Below are 19,097 nucleotides of genomic sequence, written 5' to 3'. Positions count from 1 at the left end.
CATTTTGAGCAACTGAGCAATCGCTGGTCCTTTGTGCTGGTGGCCGAGGGACTGGGAGAAGACGGACTAATGGTGTTCCCGCCCGAGACTAATCCTGCGCAGGCCGAATTGGTGATCATTATTGACCCCATCGATGGTACGCGTGGTCTGATGTATCAGAAGCGTGCCGCGTGGATTTTGACCGGTGTGGCTCCCAATCGGGGCCCGGCCACCAATCTTTCAGATATAGAACTGGCAGTACAGACAGAGATTCCGTTGGTAAAGCAGCATCTAAGTGATAGCCTGTGGGCCATCGCTGATCAGCCCGCTCAGGGTGAGCGCTATAACCGCCTCACCGGTGAGAGTACACCTTTACGTCCGCAACCATCGCAGGCCCGGACCATTGCTCAGGGCTATGGCAATATCTCACGCTTCTTTCCCGGTGTACGCACAGAACTGGCCGCCATCGATGATGAATTGATCCGCCGCACATTAGGACCCGCTGAGGCTGGTAAGGTGCAGGCCTTTGAAGATCAGTATATTTGTAGCGGTGGACAGCTCTATGAATTGATGATGGGCCATGATCGCTGGGTGGCGGATCTACGTCCGCTGGCTGAGCCACTCCTGACTGCACGCGGCCAGGCGTCCGGCCTCTGCTGCCATCCCTATGATTTATGTACCGAATTGATTGCGCGCAAGCTGGGTATCATTGTCACCGACGAACATGGCGAACAGCTTACCGCTCCCCTGAATGTCTCGACAAATATGTCCTGGATCGGTTATGCTAATAGCGCTATTCACGAGCAAATAGCGCCCACACTGAAAACATTGCTGACGCAACACTTCACGCTAGATGCATAGCTATATTCATTCCACATGCATGAAACAGATGGGCAATGAAAGGAGTCATCTCCCCTATGTGGCACTATCACCACCACCAACCGGGCCAGCCAGCTACAGATATAGAGCGCTTGCTGACGCATCTCAATACCCAGGCGACAGATTTCTTTGCGCCAGATAGATCGTTATTGGTTGCGCGTGCCCCTGGCCGCCTGGATCTAATGGGAGGGATCGCTGACTACTCGGGCTCGCTGGTGCTGGAGATGCCACTGGCGGTGGCGACACTGGCTGTTATCCAGCCTACCAACGATCCAACCATTACGGTCTGTAGTACAGCGGCAAGTGAAATTTCAGGCCAGTCTATTGTCAGTATGCCTCTCAACAATTTGCAAGCCACAGATCAACCTCTCAGTTACGATGAAGCCCGGCGCCTGCTCACCAGCGATTCAGCTACCTCGTGGGCCGCCTATGTCATTGGCGTAGTGGTAATTTTGCAGCGAGAACGCCAGCTAAGCCTGACCAGTGGACTGCGTATCATGATCCACTGCGAGGTGCCCATTGGCAAGGGGGTCAGTTCATCAGCTGCCTTAGAGGTTGCTGTTATGCAAGCACTCAATGCGTATTATCAGTTACAGCTCAGCGGGCGAGAGATGGCCATTTTATGCCAGAAGGTTGAGAATCTGATTGTGGGTGCTCCCTGTGGCGTGATGGATCAGATGACCTCAGCCTGCGGCGAGGACAACAGTTTGCTGGCCTTGCTCTGCCAGCCAGCGGAGCTGCAGGGATCAGTGCCGTTGCCAGCGGATGTAGAGATCTGGGGCATTGATTCAGGGGTGCGACACGCCGTTGTAGGTGCAGATTATGGCTCGGTACGGGTCGGCGCTTTTATGGGCTATCGGATGATCGCCGATCTGCGTGGCTACGCGATTACTTCGCACGCTGACACAACACTTGTGATCGATGATCCTGACTGGCAGGGCTATCTGGCCAATATTACACCTTCGCTCTGGGAAAGCCGTTATCGCGATCAAATCCCGTTGACCATTCAGGGAGCAGACTTTCTGGCTCGCTACGGAGGCACCACGGATTCTATCACGCGTATCGATCCTGATCGCATCTATGCGGTACGCCAACCAACGGCCCACCCCATCTATGAACATCACCGGGTACGGCTCTTTCGCGCCCTCTTACAAGACATGTCCGATAGCGATGAGCAGTTAAGCTTGCTCGGTGAGCTGATGTATCAATCCCATATCAGCTATAGCGCCTGTGGACTGGGTTCGGCTGGTACCGATCGCCTGGTTGAACTGGTGCGTGAGGCCGGGACAGCGGCTCGGCTTTACGGAGCAAAAATCACTGGTGGGGGCAGTGGTGGAACTGTCGCCATCCTCGCCCGCACCCATGCAGAAGCACAAATCCAGGCACTGGCCACGCGCTATGAGCATGAAACAGGCTTAAAAACCACCATCCTGCGCGGCTCCTCACCGGGTGCCTATGCCTGGGGTACTGGAGAACTGCGCTATAGCTAACCGGCTCCCGCAGAGGTTCTAAAACAGTCTATCCTGAAAAGAGAATGCCGGCCACTTTTTAATAAAATAATTCACTTGTATTACTGTTGGCGCACATGTTAAACTGAGGCCGTCAACTATTGCAGTGCAAGTTTTTTTCAATAAAGATGGATAAGGAAAGTGACTTCGATGCTTCAAGATATTCTAACGCACAATGAACGCTTCCTTCAGCATACATCGCTTCCCCATGTCGGACATGCTCCACGTAAGCATACAGCGGTTGTTACGTGTATGGATTGTCGTCTGGTCAATATGTTTGAGCCCGCCCTTGGTTTAGAGCGCGGCGATGTCCTTGAACTGCGTACCGCTGGCGCCACTATTTCATCGCCCGAACGCGCTACGGCGGATAACGATTTAATCCGTTCTCTGGCCGGCGGTATCTACCTGCTGGGAGTACGCCAGGTTATCGTGGTTGGACATAACGAATGCGGCCTCTCTAAAGTCGATCCAACGACCCTGACCTCTACCATGCAAGCTCTGGGAGTCGATCCACAAAAGCTGATTCAACAATATGATCTTAAAGATGTCAATGGACTGGTTGATTGGATCGGTGCTTTTAAAGACGTACACCTCAATGTACAAGAAGTGGTTGAGGTCATTCGACAAAGTCCCTTCTTGCCCAAAATTCCAGTTTATGGACTGGTTATCGATATCAATACTGGCAAATTAACCGTTGTCGACGATGGAAACAAGGCAACAGCATAAATCCGGCAAATTAACCGTTGTCGACGATGGAAACAAGGCAACAGCGTAAATTTCGCATGTGATACAATGCGGGTAATCACTGACACCTTGTGCCATGATTACCCGGGGTTATTTTCAGGAGCCACGTACTACTATAGTCACATGGGGGCAGTACGTGCTCTTTATTATGTTCCAAATCTTACACTCCGACTCCTTTACATAATAGAGGAGCGGCAAGGCGGAGAAAGGACTCCTAAACGAAATGGCAAATAAGACACCAATTACAGTGGCCTACGGTGATGGTATCGGGCCAGAGATTATGGATGCAACGCTCCATATTATAGAGGCCGCAGGCGCCCAGATTGAGCCAGAGACAATTGAGGTTGGCGAGAAGGTCTATCTGCGTGGCATTAGCGCCGGCATTGAGCCTGGTGCCTGGGAATCGCTGCGTCGCACCAAGGTTTTCCTCAAAGCTCCTATCACTACTCCACAGGGAGGCGGCTATAAGAGCCTGAACGTGACGACACGTACTACCTTTGGCCTCTATGCCAATGTACGCCCCTGCGTCTCTTATCATCCTTTTGTCGATACCAAACATCCTGTCATGGATGTGGTGATCATTCGTGAAAATGAAGAGGACACCTATACTGGTATCGAGTATCGCCAGACGAACGATATGATGGAATCGCTCAAGCTGATCAGCCGTCCTGGCTCTGAGAAAATCATTCGCTATGCCTTTGAGTATGCGCGCGCCAATAATCGCAAAAAAGTAACCTGCTTTATGAAAGACAATATCATGAAGGTTACTGATGGCCTCTTCCACAAGGTCTTTGATGAGATTGCCAAAGAGTATCCTGACATCGAAAATGAGAGCTGGATCGTCGACATCGGTTCCGCTAAACTGGCCGATACTCCTGAGGCCTTTGATGTGGTTGTGATGCCAAATCTGTATGGCGATATCCTGTCAGATGTGGCGGCACAAATCGCTGGTTCGGTCGGACTCGCCGGCTCTGCCAACATTGGTGAACAGTGCGCGATGTTTGAAGCCATCCACGGTTCAGCCCCGCGCCGCGCCGGTCAGAATCTGGCCAATCCTTCTGGCCTGCTGCTGGCCGCTGTTATGATGCTGGTCCATATCGATCAACCTGAAATTGCGACCCGTGTGCATAACGCCTGGCTACGCACGATGGAGGATGGCATCCATACCTACGATATCTTTGAAGAGGGTGTTAGCAAGCAAAAAGTTGGCACCAGAGAATTTGCCGAGGCCGTTATTGCACGCCTGGGACAGGAGCCCCAGACCCTTAAAGCGGTACACTATGTTTCTGCACCTAAGCAGGAAACCAGGGAACAGATCGAGCGCCAGCGCGTCACGAGTAAGAAAGAACTGGTTGGCGTCGATGTCTTCCTGGATTGGTCAGAGCATGATACTGAGAAGCTGGCCAGCCTCTTGCAAAAGGCCAATGGCGATGGTCTCGAATTAAAGCTGATTACCAATCGTGGAGCACGCGTCTGGCCCAATGGTCTCCCCGAGACGTTCACGACCGACCACTGGCGTAGCCGCTTCCTCAGCGATGGTACCATCAACCATGCCCAGATTACCTCGCTGCTCCAACGTATCAGCGAAAGTGGTCTGGATTTCATCAAAATCGAGAACCTCTATAACTTTGATGGGCAACCTGGCTACTCGTCAGTCTCTGGCGCCTAAATTAACAAGATGACTCGCTAGCCTGGGGTGCAGACGCGCCCCCACTCGTTTTTATATTGGGTGGTGCCAGAAATACGTTATACGCATTTCTGGCACCACCCAATATATTTTTATATAATTTTTTGAGCGCCAGAGGCGCTCAATTCAAAAAGACCTTTGTGTATCATTTTGTAATATACTAACGTATGTTACAATGAAGACGTTGCTGCCGTACAATTAGTCGTTGTTATAAAAAAGTGAATGCCCATATGCAGACGTATTCTTATAAAAAGCCGACCAGATTCTTGTTCATCCTGGTTTGCGCACTTATGCTATTTTTGAGTGCCTGTGGCAGTACCGGTGGTTCTAGCACACCATCCAACACCACTAGGCCAGCGGCTGTTCAAACAGCTACACCGGTTGCCAGTACAAAGCTTTCCAATGGACCACTGGTGTATGTAGCGCTTGGGGCTTCAGATGCAGTTGGAGTTGGAAGCCAGCAACCCGGCGCTCAGGGCTATGTTCCTTTGATTTCCGACCATCTACCGCAGGGATCACATATGATTAACCTCGGTGTCAGCGGCATCCACCTGCACGAAGCTCTGGACAAAGAGCTTCCTCTGGCGCTGAATACCGATCCACAGCTGATTACGATCTGGCTGGTCACCAATGACTTTATTGCCGGGGTCTCCTATAATAATTACATGCATGACCTTGATTCTATGCTCAAGCAATTGCAGTCTCAGACGCAGGCCCGCATGGTGATGGCCAATTTGCCTGACCTAACACGCCTACCTGCTTTTGAGCACGACGGCGTTGACCAGAAGACGCATATGCTAACTGAGATTCAACATTGGAATGCCCATATCGCCAGCCTGGCTCATAAATATGGGGTCACGATAGTCGATCTTACTGCGGAAAATAGCCTGCTCACCTCGCATCCTGAATATATCAGTAGTGATGGCTTCCATCCCAGCGCCGCTGGCTATGTAGAACTCTCAAACCTCTTCTGGCAGGCCATCAAATCCTGAATGTATAGTATGGGGTGCAGAACATGCGATGAACGCATATTTCTGCACCCCATACTATACAATTTTGAGCAGCGAAGGTTTATTGTTTCTCCGAAGAGGCAATAATTTCGCTTTCGCCTTCAACGGTAAAGACCAGGCGCTCACAGACATTGGTACAGTGGTCAGCAACGCGCTCCAACTTGTGCGCGATCCACAACAAATAGGTAACGCGCTGTAAAGCTTTGGAGTCATTCTGCAGTGTAGGAATGGCATGGGCACCAGCCATCATAGCCATCAAATCATGGCGCACCAGGTGATAGCGCACATCCACCACATCATCCTCTTCCCAGATGTAGCGTGCCGCCTTCACATCCCGCTCGGCAAAAGCCTTCATGGTCCCCTGTAAGACACGACGCGCCTCACGTCCCAGTTCAAGGATGCCGCGTAAAGCCGAAGCCTCAGAAACTTGAGTATCGCCAACGGTAGCACTACTGACAACCCCTTGCCCACTACGTAGTGGTGCCATGCGCAAAAGGATTTGCGCAATACCAGCGGCCCCATCACCTGTACGCTCCAGGTCACCAGCAATTGCCAGAGCCGATGTCAGATAGCGCAGGTCACGACCACCTAATGGTTGCTGCATTGTTAACAGGCGAATAGCATGTTCTTCCACAGTCTTACGTACGCTATCAATTGTTGAATCAGCTTCGATAACCATACCAGCCTGCGCGAGATCTCCCGTAGAGAGGGCCTGCAAAGATTTATCTAATGCCTCATCTACGAGAGCACCTAGATGTTGAATCTGAGAGTCCAACTCTTGTAGTTCTCTATCTAATGTTGATCTTGCCATTCAACTCTCCTCAATTCTTATTAGCCATGCTCTATAAAAGCATTTGAAGACGTCACTACTCACAGCCAGCTACGACCCCACAGATCAAATAACGGGAGACATGTTGGCTTCTCAAGATGTGCCCCGTCAATTCTCATCTCTAATGTAAAAAGCTTTAAAACAAAGCACAAACTTGTTTTTCACATCAAAAGTAGCTATAAATGCATGATTTACTGCAATCTGCGCATAACTTCACACACTAAACATAGTGTAACATATTTGACACAGGAAAGATAGAGTCATAGTCTAAATACTTGTTCTATTCTTTAGGGATAGGATTTTACAAAAATACAGTAGTTTGTAGAAAGAGCATAGAAGCACCTACGAAGCTACATAAAGGGCAAGCTATTTTCATAGCATACTATACAAGAGCTGTAATTTGAAAAAGTATTCTTTACAACATACTCATACTTACGGTCGAGATGAGCTTCAATCAGTGGTCAGTATTCTTCTAAAGTATACTTACGATGCGCATCATACATACTGCTCCACCTTCTCCATAATATCGTCACACACCCCGCTTATATGCCATTTACACCATACACTAACGCCCGATAATATGCAACAATCAGGCACCAGGAAATCAACAGAATTGACAGTCATTCTTAACACATGCTACATTAGCAGAAAGGTTCCATCCACAAGGCAGGCAGTAGAAGAAGGAACAAAAACCATGTCAACGAAAAGACTACTTGGCGTTTTTGCCCATCCCGATGACGAGGGACTTATCAGCGGCGCTTTGCTGAAATATCAGGAACTTGGTGTTGAAACTGGCCTTGTCTACGCCACGCGCGGGGAAGTCGGAGAATCTTCCGATCCTATCCTGGCTGCACCAAACAATCTTGGTGAAATTCGCGAGGAAGAAATGCGAGCTGCCGCCGAGGTACTCAATGTACAACATTTGTGGTTTCTGGGGTACCGCGACTCGGGTATGCCAGATACCCCCGCCAATCAGCATCCCCAGGCGCTGATTAATGCCAATGCAGCCGAAGTAATTGGCAAGATAGTTGGGATTATCCGTGAGTTTCGTCCACAGGTAATCGTCACGTTTGATGAATCTGGCGGCTATGGCCACCCGGATCATATCGCCATCTATAAGTACACCATTGGAGCCTTCCATGCCGCGGCAGATAATGACCTGTATCCCGAAATGGGGCCCGGCTATTCCGCCTGCAAACTGTACTATACGTCGTATTCGCGCCGCCAGGTATTAATGATGTCCGAATGGATTCAGGATCAGGCATTTGATAACGTGTTCAAAAATTTGGATCTGGAGCACTCGGGCTTCGATGACAATCAGATCAGTGTATTGCTGGATGTCGAAAACTGGCAACATGAGAAGAAAAAATCCTGGGATATGCATCGCAGTGAGGTAGATTCTGTGCTCCCAATCATTCGGCTCCCACGCGAGCTACAGCGTAAGTGGCGCAGCAGCGAATATTTTCAACTGGCAACTTCGCGGGTGGGAAATGATATTGTCGGCGATAATGATTTATTTGCCCATGTCCCATGACGCTCATATAGATGAGTATACATTGCTCAGCATATATATAAAAACCTCTCCAATTGGAGAGGTTTTTATATATATGCCAGTTTATTTTTTGCCCAGTTTTGCCAGAACGGCTCCCTTGAGCATCGAGACCTCTTCTACTTTGAAGGCAATTACCAGCACAAAGTAGACAGCAGCAGCAATACCACCGGCAACAATAACTGTCAGAACGCTACCAACGAAGGTAGAGAGTGAGAAAAGATGGATATGCGCCAGTATCAGTTGGAGTCCCCAGGCGACTGCGACCATGCCCGCCGTAGCTAACAGAATTTTGAGCAAGGCAGGCAACACACCCCGCAAGTGCAATGAGCCAATCGTTTTCCAGAGAATCAGTAGCAGAATTAGGGGGTGCAGGGTGTTCTGAACGGTGTTGGCAAAGGCCATCGCGGGTACACCAATCGAATGCCAGAAGGGCAGGGCCACGGCAAGATAGCCAAAGACACTCAGCACCAGTACCGCCACCGGAATAATAGTGTTTTTGCGCGCATAAAATGCTGCGATGAGTAGTTGATCGATAGCGATGAAGGGCAATTGATAGGAAAAATTCTGCAGGGCCAGCGAGGTCACAATAGACTGGGCAGGTGAGAACTTTCCATGTTGGAAGAGCATGGTTACAATGGGCAGCTTTAAAATGATCAAGCCTGCCGCCGCTGGAACCATTAAGAGTAGCCCCAGGCGGAAACCAAGCAGCAAGGTGCTTTTGAAACGCTCGATGTCGCCTTCACGCATATAAGTCGTCAGAGTAGGCAGCACGGCAAAAGAGAGCGCGGAGGCAACTAATCCACCCGGGAACTGAATTAAAAGGGTAGCAAAACCCATAGCGGAGAGATTGGCATCTCCACAGTTCTTCAGCTGCTGCATCGCATCAATACAGGGTGTTTTGGTAGTTAAGAATTGATCCAGGAATGCCACGCAGGCAGAGAAAAGAAAACTAAAGGCCACTGGCCCATAGAGTTTTAAAATACGCCGTAGTGCAGGATGCTTGAGATCCAACACAAACATATAACGCATATGCTGGTTGCGCATGCCAGGAATCAAGAGGACGATTTCGCCCACCGTACCTAGAATAACGCCGAAGGCCAGACCATACTGCCCAAGGCCAAAGAACTGTTTGCCGATTACACCTGTAAAAATAGCGCCGACGATAATACCAGCGTGATAGGCCGCTGCAGCAAAGGCGGTCCAACCAAACTCCTTTTGAGCATACAGCGCCGCCTGTAGCACCGCAAATGGTCCTAGCGCCAGCAGTGAGAAAAAGACAATACGCGTAAAGTTCAACGTCAACAATTTTTGTTGGGGTGGAAAACCAGCCGCCAGAATGGTATTGGTAAACCAGGGAGCAAGAAAAAAATAGCCTACCGATGAGATGGCCATGATGACCAGCACCAAATTCACAATAGTAAAAACCAGCCGGCGCAGTGCTTCTCGATTCTCAGCATAATCATTGAAGGTAGGAATGAGCGCCCCTGGCACAGATCCATTAACGATAAAATCATTGAACTTTTGCGCTGGCGAGAGTGAAGCAAAAAATGGTCCAGAAATGCCGGAACCAGTATATGCGATGAAACTCTGCCGCAGCATGCCCAGGACGCTGCTCCCCAGATTGCCAAGCGCGACCAGCGAGGCCGATTTTACCAGTTCTTTTCGGTCACTCTTGATACCCGTCTCGGTTGAAGGAGGAGCTACTGCTTGCTCCTCAGCTACTGCGTTTTCGGGCGCGGGAACAGCTGCCACTTCGTCTTCCTTTATGGCGGCTGACGTAGAATCAATCACCTCCATTGCTGTCTCAGAATCTACATTCCCACCACCAAGAACCGTTGGCACCGCTTCCACCGGAACATCATTTTGATCATTTTGAGACGAAAATATTTCTTTATCAATAGAATCTTTTGCCATAAAAATTGCTCCTCATAGATCAATAAACAAAAATAATGGAGCTTCACAAATAAGCAAAGTAACCACCCCAACTACACCTTATGGCAAACGCTTAATTTTCGTGATTAACTCTGTAGTTGAATGATGTGGCAAGTAAGTAATAAAACGCATCTCGCCGTTATATGCCATGACATGCTTTGCCTCGGGAAGGCGTGCTGTATCTGGTTGACCATCCTGCGCTCTGACGTAATCAGCACCTTTGACATAGATTTCTGGCTGCAATAGATCGATCAGTGCTCCTGCGGTGGTTTCAGGAAAAATCGTCACATAATCGATACAAGACAGTGCCGCCATAATTTCTGCTCGCTCATCTTCAGGAACTAAGGGGCGGGTGGGACTCTTGAAACGGTGTACGCTCTCGTCGCTGTTCAATCCCAGTACTAAAAAATCACCCAGCGCACGCGCTTCCTGGAGATAGCGGATGTGGCCCAGGTGTAAGAGATCAAAACAGCCGTTGGTAAAGACGCAGCGCTCACCAGTCTGCTGACGCCGATTGACTTCCGCGGCCAATGCTGTGCGTGTCAGGATCTTTTTTTGTGTCAACTCTTGTATAGTCTTACTCATGTAGGATTCCTATTAATTCTTCAGGTGTATTGCTGGCACAGCCCATGCGGCGTACGACCAGTGAGGCCGCGGCATTCGCCAGGTAGGCCGCTTCCGCCATGCTGGCACCGGCAGTCAGGGCCAGGGTGAAAGTAGCGGCGACCGTGTCGCCTGCGCCATTGGTATCTACAATTTCGCTATCGAAAGAATGTGGATAGACGGGCAAATGCAGAGGCGCTTTATTTACCTCAAACAGGCTTATGCCCTCGCTACCACGGGTAATCAATACGCCCTGCGCATTGCTTCTTTCTAATAAACGTCGCCCGACCTCATTTAATTCTGCTTGAGTACGAATGGTTATGCCCAGCTCAGCTTCAGCCTCGGGCTGATTTGGCGTCAATGCGGTCACGCCCTGGAAACGGGAGAACGACCCGTGAGAATCCACTACCACCACTTTATTCAGCTCCCTGGCTGTAGGAACGCAGGTTTCAATGATCTCAGGACTGATCATGCCGTTTGCATAATCGGACAGAACCACCGCATCGATGGTGGGTAGAATACGTTCGACATAATCGATAATCTGACTCTTATTCGACGCGCTGATATCAGAGGTATCCACCCGATCGATACGCACAATATGTTGCTGCACGATCTGCGGACTACCGGCCAGGATGCGCGTCTTGGTTGAGGTTGGACGATCCCTGTCAGAGATCACTCCATCCTGATTCATGTGCCAGGTGGCAATAGCTTCCCGCAATTTGCGGCCTGCGATGTCGTCGCCTACAACACCAGCCAGCAATGTGTCAGAGCCTAGTGAGCGCGCATTAACCGCTACATTACAGGCTCCCCCTGGAACCGTACGCTCTTCAGTCAGGTCTAATATGAGAACAGGAGCCTCGCGCGAAATACGCGTGGGGCGTCCGATTATATATTCATCAGATACCATATCTCCGATTACCAGCACGCGCTTGCCCGCGAAGGAGCGAATCAGCGAGTGCAGTGCGGTGGTTGAGGGGAGAGAAGCAGGTGTATCAAGCGTCATGGGAATTACGCCCTTTCAATACCACGTGTAATACAAATTGAGGTAATGCTAACATTCGTCGCCAGCGCCAGGGCTCGCGATATAAGCGATACAGCCATTCGAGTCCACTCTTACGCATCCAGAGGGGAGCTCGGTGTTGTCTGCCCGCTAAAAAATCAAAGGAGCCACCAACGCCCATCGCCAGCGCTACGGGCAATTGGCTGAGATTACGATGTATCCAGAGATCCTGGGCAGGTGCGCCATAAGCTACACACAACACATCGGCCCGCGCAGCACGGATACGCTCGAGGATCTCTTGCTCCTCTTCTATAGCTGGTGAGCCTGCATAAGTACCAGCTATCTGTAAATCAGGAATCAGGTCCTGCAGGCGCGCCCCGGCGATCTCGGCCACACCAGGGGCCGCCCCCAATAAAAACATACGGTGTCCCTGCCTGGCGCATAACTTTGCCAGTTCAAGCAAGGTATCAACGCCTGTGACCCGTTCCGGCGTTGGTTGGCGCAAAAAACGAGACGCTAACACAATACCAATACCATCCGCCATGACCAGGGCCGCTTGATTAATACACGTGCGAAATAGCGTATTCTGCTGGGCGGCCATCACAAACTCAGGATTTACCGTAATGATCTGCTGACAAGAGGGCGGCGTCGGGCTGGCATGGGCTGAAGAGAGTATCTGCTCCAGGCAAGCAAGTACCTGGCGTTGGGTGAGGCGATCTACACGCACCCCCAATATATAAACGGGTGGTGGTACATCAGACGGTAAAGTATTGAGCATTTGTACCATAGATTTACCAATGAATTATTTCTTTTTCAAAAGCAGAAATCACAATATCGGGGCGCGTTTCTTCTATATAGCGCCTGATATGGAGTAGTACTTCGTCAGCGAGCTGACTACTGTTACTAACGTGGCTCAGCCCGATTTTGGAGATCTGCCAGAGATCATTGTCTCCAACCTCAGCAATTGAAACGTCGAACTGATTGCGCACGCGGGCCATGATAGATTTTATGATTTGCCGTTTATCTTTTAATGAATGGCATTCCGGCAAATGTAAAGTTATTTCAGCTGCAGCTATAACCATGCGTGTAGTATAGCATATGCAGGGCTGCCTTTCCCTTATACTTGACCTATGGACTATTGGGGCGCCATGCGCGCTCTTCCGAGGCTCCCCCGCCTGATGATCTTTTACTTTTTAATACGGTATAAAAATACCTCTTGCATTCCCGCCTTCGGCGGGCGGAGGGGGAGGAGTGGTCGGGGACACCCCGAACCCCGGCAGGAGGGCCTCGCCGGCCCTCCTGCACCTCGCGCCTTATACCAGCTTTATTTGTAAAAGATCATGCGGCGGGAGGTGGAGGGAACAAGAATAATCTACTTCTTTTGGGGGTATGCAAGAAATTGGAGATACAAAACGGCAGACTCGACGCCTCTGCTCAACTCTGATACAATTCTCAGTAAAGTTTATACGATTTATAATGAGGATAGAAACATGCTAGGAACTAGTCCACAAGGGGGGAAGTCGAAATTGCCGATGCAGGGAGTGTCGCAGCCAGTGCGAGAAGAGGTTTTGGAGCTTCCTCGGGTGCATATTTCATCCCATCCTGTGATGGCACATAAGATGACCCTGTTACGCAATAAAAATACGCCGCCTCCTCAGTTTTATCAGTTAGTGAAGGAGATTGGGGCGCTGCTGGCTTATGAGGCAACCGAAAAGTTGGCATTAGAAAATAGCGATATCGAGACGCCTTTACAGTCAACAACTGGCTATCGATTGGCCGGTGGTATCGGGGTGACGCCCATTCTAAGGGCTGGGCTCGGATTGGCTGAAGGGTTTCGCCAGGTTATCCCGGATGTTCAAGTCTGGCACCTGGGTTTACGCCGCGATGAGGAAACATTGCAGGCAATGGAATACTATAATCGCCTGCCACATCAGGTAGATTTACAGGTTGTGTATGCTGTAGATCCGATGCTAGCCACGGGTGGCTCAGCCATCGATGCTATTAATATCCTTAAACGTCGTGGTATTCCACGCCTCTCATATCTAGGTATTATTGCCGCTCCTTATGGACTACTGAGGTTGGCTCAGGCCCATCCCGATATAGATATTTATGTCGCGGCACTCGATGAATCGCTCAATGATTTGGGCTATATTGTTCCAGGGCTCGGGGATGCCGGAGATCGCCAGTTTGGGACATTCTAGCCCGGCTGTTCTAGCAGCCGTTTTGACAGATGTAAAGGATTAACTTCTGTGTCTACGCCATCCGACTCGTTTTCATCAGAAGATTCTGCTCGCGAGCCTCATTCACCAGAAGAAGGGCTGCCTTCTCAAGAAGTCGCAGAATCACATACAACGACATCTCCTGCTTCTCCTTCTTCTTCGCTTTCACAATTGCCACCAGAAGCTCAGGGAGAAACCAATGGTGGTCCCCTTGGCTGTTGCCTAGGTACCATGGTTGGAATGTTGCTTAGTTTGAGCGTGGCCCTCTTCGGTCGTTTCTATGCTGATCCGTTAGCAAGCGTCCTTCATAGTAGTCTGAGTACCACGATTCGCATTGTGATGTTTGTGGTTGCTCTGGTGGCCGTTATTATTTGTGGCTACTTTGGTTGGAAGATAGGTAAACGCCTCTATCGTGAATATGAAGAGCCTCAGTTGAGGAGACGGAAACGCCGACGTTAAATGTGCTATGCTTTTTTATGATATCTTCTCCCTGGATGTTCAGACTAACCAGAACCAGTAAGTCTGGCCTGCTGATTACATATATTTCTGTATAAGCTTGAGAAGACAGCAAACTCTCAGGCTTATACAGATGGCTGTGGTGAGAGCTGACTATCCCCTATTATCAAAATCTACCACCAGCTGTGCGTGAAGAGTAGTATAATAATTACACCATTGCTCGCTGTAGAACGTCTGCTTGATAAGGGCCAGTATATATTTTGTATAATGAACACAACCATACTGGTAATATAACTGTTCATGGCTACAAGGAGTTAATACACCAATGACACAAAAGCCGACAGCCATACACCAGCCAAAAAAAATATTGATTGTTGAGGACGATCCCAACAATGGGGAGTTTCTTTCCCTGGTGATTTCACAGGAGACCACCTATACGCCGATTCTCGCGACCAACGCGGATGAGGCGCTACAAGTGGTTCAGACTATCACGCCAGCGCTCTTTATACTTGATTATTTTCTACCACCGGGCATTAATGGTTTTGAACTTTACAAACAACTCCATCAGCGCGCGGGATTGCAAAATGTGCCGACTATTTTTCTGAGTGCCAGCACAGAAAAAGAAGATCTTAAGCAAAATAATATCCTCTTCTTAGAGAAGCCGTTTGAGTTGGATGAGCTGCTAAAAACCATCGAGAAAGTCGTGCGGATGCCCGATACATCCAGTTCTTCCCTTTAAGTTCGACACTATTTTGGCTTGTAAGCTTTTTGAAGGTAGATTTTTCTTATCCACTTTCTGTATCTTTAAATCACTCGTACTGAAGACACCTGAAGTTTGCATAGTGTGAAACGCTATACCCCTTACTCTCGTACCAAATATGACTCTATTTATCCACTGGTTGAAATAGGAGTTGGAACATATGTCAGACAAGCCAACATCAGGTGCTAAAGAAGCTGTCGCTGTAAAATCGCTACTCGTGGTTGAAGACGATTTAGATATTGGAGAATTCATTGTTCATGCAATTCAACAAGAGACACGCTATCAGGCATTTCTGGTTGTCGATGCCTTTAAAGCGTTGAATACGATTCGCCAACATAAACCCGATATGTTCCTGCTGGATTACCAGCTTCCTGGTATGGATGGTCTAGAATTGTATAATCTGCTTCATACAACTGAGGGGCTGGAAAATACACCTGTTCTGTTTATGAGTGCAAATTTTTCTGAAAAGGAATTGGATAAACTGCGCTTACCTTATATAGAAAAGCCATTCGAACTGGAAGATCTATTAAGAGAAATTGAACAAATAATAGGCGCATAAAAACTTCGGGATACAACTTTATCAAATAAAACGCGAGAAAATATTGCCTTCTCGCGTTTTATTTAATAGACATATTATTTAATGGAACAATAAAAGGCTAGAAAGTACTATGCCTGTTTTATCCGTAGAACTGATAGGAGTATGATAAGAAGTAACGAACAAGAGTAAAAAGGAAACAGAGATAAATTACCCTGGCTAATTGGAAAGAGAGTATGCATGCGAGTCGTTATTTTCTGTGATATGGAAGGCATTTCTTGCATTGAGACATGGGAGCAAGTCACCGCAGGGACAGCCCTTTATGAAGAGTGTCGCAAACTCTATACTGGTGAGATGAACGCGGCTGTACGGGGCGCACGGGCGGCTGGGGCAACTGAAGTGGTAGTGGTTGATTGTCATGGGGCCGGAGGAGCCTATAATTTTAAGAGCTTCCTGCCATCTCAATTGGAATCTGGGGCGGAATATGTGTTTGGTTATCCCTGGGCCCGTTATATCGAAGCCTTTGAAAAAGGTTGCGATGCTATTCTTTTCGTGGGTGCGCATGCCATGGCGGGTACGCCAAATGGAGTTCTATGCCATACCGTTTCAACTGAGGAATGGCACAATGCCTGGATTAACGATACGCTGGTCGGCGAGAGCGGTATCCTGGCCGCTATCGCAGGCTGCTGGGATATTCCAGCTATTTTTGCTTCTGGAGATGAAGCGACCTGCCGCGAAGTAAAGGCGCTGCTGGGAGAAGAAATTGTGACCGCTCAGGTCAAACAGGGTCTGGGTCGCTATACGGCCAGAAATCTGGCACCTCAGGATGCCTGTGCCCTGATTGAGATGCGTGTCGCGCAGGCATTGAGCCAGAGCGCTAGCTGGCCGAAACCCTATAAAGTCTCAGGCCCGGTCACTTTCCGCGTTGAGCTGGCTACACCAGAAAGAGCCAACAGCTTTATTGGACGTCAGGGAGTGCGTATTGAGGGTCCGCGCATGGTTTCAGCGACCGCTGATACTTTTTGGGAAGCCTGGGATCACTTCTGGTACAGACACTGATACAGTACCTCAGAACGCTACAGGACTATTGGAGAAGGCCAACCAGTTCAGGCCTTCTCAAACAGAATGTTCCTATTAGGATAGGTAATAGTAATTCGGATAAATCACCACAACAGCCCAAAGAAAAAGGAAGGGCAGCCATGCAAAGTCCTGCTCGCTCACAATATATGAACGAAAACTATTCATCACTTTTTTCAGCTACCAATAGACTTGATACTGTCAACTCCGATGCCGCAGAAACCGCTTTAAGTGCTTATGAACAGGCCATTTTTCTGGCACCACGTGAAGCCGTTTTGTATTATCATAAAGGTCAGGTGCTAGAACAACTGGGCAGAACAACCGAGGCCAAGGCCGCCTACACAGAGGCGCGTCTGCTAGGCCACCGGTGCTAGTAATGCCTGCTACAGACTTATTGCTCATCACGCAAGCGAATCAGCGCCAACCGTGAGCGTAACGCATTCGTAAATTCAGCCAGACGACTCGTAGAATGTTGCATTTCACGCATATGGCGGGTGACATCACCCGTCATACGCAAAATTTCAGTGATGGCGTTAACCACCAGTTGGGAACCCTGCGACTGGCTCTCAGCGGTCGTGCAAATACCATCAATCAAATGCGTTAGTTGATCTGTCACTACCCCAATCGCGTCCAGCGCTACACCTGTCTGCATTACCAGTTCTGTCTGCTTGACCACTTCCTGGGTACCCTGCTCCACGCTCTGCGAAGCCTTGGTCGTCTCTTGCTGGATGGTATGAATATATGTGCTCACGGTGCGCGCAATTTCAGCACTACTCATCGCCAGCGTGCGCATCTCCTGCGCGATAACCGTAAAGCCCTGACCATTTTCTCCGGCTCGAGTCGCTTCGATCGCTGCATTGAGGGCCAGCAGGTGCATGCGCATCGTCAAATCATTCATGCCCGCAACGGTTTCGTTGATCTCCTGGCCGCTCTCGCTTAACTGCTTCATCATACGCGCGGACTGCAGGGTGGCCTCGCGTACCAGCCCCATGCTTTCAACGGTGCGGTCCACAGTGGTCTGCGCCTCATTGGTAACATCAACTCCATCGATCGCCGTCTTTGAGAGATGGGCTGCCCGCTCAGAGATGCGGCTCATCATTTGCGCGAAATCATTGATGGTGCGCGAGATCTGATCGATCTGCACCTCCTGGATATGAGTATCATGCACCAGCATCTCAGAATTCTGTTGTACATTCTGCATATGGGCATCAACCGCCTGAGCTACCCTGCGCATATCATGTAAAATTACACTGATACGATCAATCGTCGAATTGAGCGTATCTGCGATCGGCTGCAAGCGAGGATGTTGCGATGAAATACGCGGCCGCATATCGCCCTGTGAGAGTAATTGAATCTCCTCGCTCAAAGCAGATACGGCCGTCTCCAAAGCATGATGCTCGGCCTCGCGCTCCTGAAAGATGCGTACATTATCAATCGCGATCGCCGCCTGGTTGGCGAATAACTCTGCCACTTCCACGGCTTCTGCCGTTGGCACTTTGCCATCCTCAGGATCATCCAAAGAAAGGAAACCTAGCAATTCCTGCTTTCTTGGACTGTACAAAGGAATAATTAGATTATCTTCGGGATGCCAATTTCCAGGACCATGTGCTCCGTTCCGCATTTCAGTAACCACTAATGTGGGCATTTCAGATAAAGCTTCATTACGTCCATGAGGGATAAAATAGCTCTGGCTGATACGGAATTCTGGCAGCATGGCGTTAGAAAACGCTTCACGAGAAAAAGGGGTTTCGCGCAATGTGCGAGCATCTTCTTCTGATAAACCGATCGATGCTACGGAAGATAGCATTTTGCCGCTCTGATCCAGCAGATTAATGTTTAAGATCCGAAAGCCTGTACAGGCTGCGGTGGAGGCAACGATTTGCTGCAATACTTCACTGAGATCCAGGTCGGCACGCAATAGGCTGCAAAGTCGTACCAGTTCGCGTGTTTGATGGATATATCGTTCCTTTTCAGAGGTATAGGAGTTGGTAGTGGTCCGTTCTAACTCACGCTTCACAGTATGCTCCTGCGTAACACTAACCTCTTCACGTCCTGGAGGGGTTTGCTCACTGCTCGATCGTATACGGACGCGTAAGGGGAGATATCTTGATTGCGTTTTCCGTTCTGACATAATTTGCGCCTTTTTCAAACTCAAGATCAGAGTGATTGTATTCAGCAGGATAGCATACCGTACCCCAATCGACAAGATAATAGCCCTTCCAGCCAGACCTACACCAACGTTCCCTAACTCCTATCATCATGGGAATCAAAGCGCCGCCTGGCGGGCGGCCGCATGCGCGCCCGAGTTCTTTTTATTTATTGTGCAA

General features: G+C 49.3%; 19 protein-coding genes. 12 read left to right on the top strand and 7 right to left on the bottom strand.

Annotation, left to right across the window (positions count from 1 at the left end; all coding sequences use genetic code 11):
- From JMI88_RS34510 to JMI88_RS34490, 5 genes are all read left to right on the top strand, one after another.
- The coding region (locus tag JMI88_RS34510) for an inositol monophosphatase (protein ID WP_201366580.1) at positions 1–840 on the top strand (840 nt) is incomplete at its 5' end.
- Positions 841–896: 56 nt separating this feature from the next.
- A complete protein-coding gene (locus tag JMI88_RS34505) occupies positions 897–2,348 on the top strand; it encodes a galactokinase (RefSeq protein WP_201366579.1) in 1,452 nt (483 codons plus the stop codon).
- A 168-nt stretch (positions 2,349–2,516) separates the two neighbouring features.
- Complete coding sequence (locus JMI88_RS34500; protein WP_201366578.1) at positions 2,517–3,092, top strand: beta-class carbonic anhydrase; 576 nt, start codon at positions 2,517–2,519, stop codon at positions 3,090–3,092.
- Positions 3,093–3,333: 241 nt separating this feature from the next.
- On the top strand, positions 3,334–4,779 hold the full coding sequence (locus tag JMI88_RS34495; RefSeq protein ID WP_201366577.1) for an NADP-dependent isocitrate dehydrogenase: 1,446 nt from the start codon (positions 3,334–3,336) through the stop codon (positions 4,777–4,779).
- 248 nt (positions 4,780–5,027) lie between these two features.
- Positions 5,028–5,789, top strand: a complete 762-nt coding sequence (locus JMI88_RS34490; protein ID WP_201366576.1) for an SGNH/GDSL hydrolase family protein — start codon at positions 5,028–5,030, stop codon at positions 5,787–5,789.
- Between the two features lie 79 nt (positions 5,790–5,868).
- Here the strand turns inward: JMI88_RS34490 and phoU are convergent, their stop codons facing one another.
- Entirely contained in the window at positions 5,869–6,618 is a 750-nt protein-coding gene (phoU, locus tag JMI88_RS34485) for a phosphate signaling complex protein PhoU (RefSeq protein ID WP_201366575.1), read from the bottom strand.
- 712 nt (positions 6,619–7,330) lie between these two features.
- On the opposite strand from phoU, the gene JMI88_RS34480 reads away from it, so the two are divergent.
- The gene (locus JMI88_RS34480) at positions 7,331–8,170 is read left to right on the top strand and encodes a PIG-L family deacetylase (protein WP_201366574.1); all 840 of its coding nucleotides are present in this window, start codon (positions 7,331–7,333) and stop codon (positions 8,168–8,170) included.
- Between the two features lie 81 nt (positions 8,171–8,251).
- Here JMI88_RS34480 and murJ read toward each other — a convergent pair whose 3' ends face one another.
- The 5 genes from murJ to JMI88_RS34455 all read right to left on the bottom strand — a co-directional run bounded on the left by murJ (position 8,252) and on the right by JMI88_RS34455 (position 12,805).
- Positions 8,252–10,102: a murein biosynthesis integral membrane protein MurJ gene (gene murJ / locus JMI88_RS34475; RefSeq protein ID WP_201366573.1), complete on the bottom strand. Its 1,851-nt coding sequence runs from the start codon at positions 10,100–10,102 to the stop codon at positions 8,252–8,254.
- A gap of 78 nt (positions 10,103–10,180) precedes the next feature.
- Entirely contained in the window at positions 10,181–10,705 is a 525-nt protein-coding gene (locus JMI88_RS34470; protein WP_201366572.1) for an adenylyltransferase/cytidyltransferase family protein, read from the bottom strand.
- Positions 10,698–11,726, bottom strand: a complete 1,029-nt coding sequence (locus JMI88_RS34465) for a bifunctional heptose 7-phosphate kinase/heptose 1-phosphate adenyltransferase (RefSeq protein WP_201366571.1) — start codon at positions 11,724–11,726, stop codon at positions 10,698–10,700. Before JMI88_RS34465 ends, JMI88_RS34470 begins: the two co-directional genes overlap by 8 nt.
- On the bottom strand, positions 11,716–12,510 hold the full coding sequence (locus tag JMI88_RS34460) for a WecB/TagA/CpsF family glycosyltransferase (RefSeq protein WP_201366570.1): 795 nt from the start codon (positions 12,508–12,510) through the stop codon (positions 11,716–11,718). The genes JMI88_RS34465 and JMI88_RS34460 overlap by 11 nt, the downstream gene beginning before the upstream one ends.
- Positions 12,511–12,514: 4 nt before the next feature.
- Positions 12,515–12,805, bottom strand: coding sequence for a DUF503 domain-containing protein (locus JMI88_RS34455; protein ID WP_201366569.1), 291 nt, complete (start codon positions 12,803–12,805; stop codon positions 12,515–12,517).
- A 450-nt stretch (positions 12,806–13,255) separates the two neighbouring features.
- Here JMI88_RS34455 and upp point away from each other — a divergent pair, with 450 nt between their 5' ends.
- The 6 genes from upp (at position 13,256) to JMI88_RS34425 (ending at position 17,144) form a co-directional block, all read left to right on the top strand.
- The gene (gene upp / locus JMI88_RS34450) at positions 13,256–13,924 is read left to right on the top strand and encodes a uracil phosphoribosyltransferase (protein ID WP_201366582.1); all 669 of its coding nucleotides are present in this window, start codon (positions 13,256–13,258) and stop codon (positions 13,922–13,924) included.
- 48 nt (positions 13,925–13,972) lie between these two features.
- A complete protein-coding gene (locus tag JMI88_RS34445; RefSeq protein ID WP_201366568.1) occupies positions 13,973–14,401 on the top strand; it encodes a hypothetical protein in 429 nt (142 codons plus the stop codon).
- A gap of 322 nt (positions 14,402–14,723) precedes the next feature.
- Positions 14,724–15,137, top strand: coding sequence for a response regulator (locus tag JMI88_RS34440; RefSeq protein WP_201366567.1), 414 nt, complete (start codon positions 14,724–14,726; stop codon positions 15,135–15,137).
- 181 nt (positions 15,138–15,318) lie between these two features.
- Complete coding sequence (locus JMI88_RS34435) at positions 15,319–15,717, top strand: response regulator (protein WP_201366566.1); 399 nt, start codon at positions 15,319–15,321, stop codon at positions 15,715–15,717.
- A 216-nt stretch (positions 15,718–15,933) separates the two neighbouring features.
- Positions 15,934–16,752 carry a M55 family metallopeptidase gene (locus JMI88_RS34430; protein ID WP_201366565.1) on the top strand — a complete coding sequence of 273 codons (819 nt, stop codon included), beginning with the start codon at positions 15,934–15,936 and terminating at the stop codon, positions 16,750–16,752.
- Positions 16,753–16,892: 140 nt separating this feature from the next.
- Positions 16,893–17,144: a hypothetical protein gene (locus JMI88_RS34425; protein ID WP_201366564.1), complete on the top strand. Its 252-nt coding sequence runs from the start codon at positions 16,893–16,895 to the stop codon at positions 17,142–17,144.
- 17 nt (positions 17,145–17,161) lie between these two features.
- Here the strand turns inward: JMI88_RS34425 and JMI88_RS34420 are convergent, their stop codons facing one another.
- Positions 17,162–18,901, bottom strand: a complete 1,740-nt coding sequence (locus tag JMI88_RS34420; RefSeq protein ID WP_201366563.1) for a methyl-accepting chemotaxis protein — start codon at positions 18,899–18,901, stop codon at positions 17,162–17,164.
- Positions 18,902–19,097: the final 196 nt, after the last annotated feature.

The sequence above is a fragment of the Dictyobacter formicarum genome (assembly GCF_016587435.1).
Note: the sequence above shows the minus strand (reverse complement) of the source record. Positions and strands in the feature narration are given on the sequence as shown.